This window comes from Haloferax profundi, from assembly GCF_001469865.1.
GTDB lineage: Archaea > Halobacteriota > Halobacteria > Halobacteriales > Haloferacaceae > Haloferax > Haloferax profundi.
This window is the reverse complement of the sequence record NZ_LOPV01000522.1, coordinates 1-289: the sequence shown is the minus strand read 5'-3', so window position 1 is coordinate 289 and position 289 is coordinate 1. Positions and strand designations below refer to the sequence as shown.

The 289-nt window shown below is 54.0% G+C and carries 1 protein-coding gene; it reads right to left on the bottom strand.

Going from position 1 to position 289, the window contains the following annotated elements; all coding sequences use genetic code 11:
- On the bottom strand, nucleotides 1-289 hold a 289-nt coding region (locus tag AUR66_RS16245), incomplete at both ends, for a nuclear transport factor 2 family protein (RefSeq protein WP_197409833.1).

Below are 289 nucleotides of genomic sequence, written 5' to 3'. Positions count from 1 at the left end.
GGCCACCCCGACCAGCCACAGTAGTTTCCTTCAGCAAATCGGATATCTCCACCTTCAGTCAGACGGTCTGGGAACGCGTCTAAGAATGGTCCCTGGTGACCTTCTTGGAAACCATCGATTCCGCGTGTGATACCGATTCCGGTAGGACCGTACCACATGAAGTCCTCGTGCCAGTACTCTTCCATTCCCATGCCATCGAGTCCTTTCTCATCGAACGACTCCAGCCCCTCGAAGATCATGTCTTCGACGAGCTCCAACGTCTGGGCGGTATCTGCATCAGGTTGTTCAT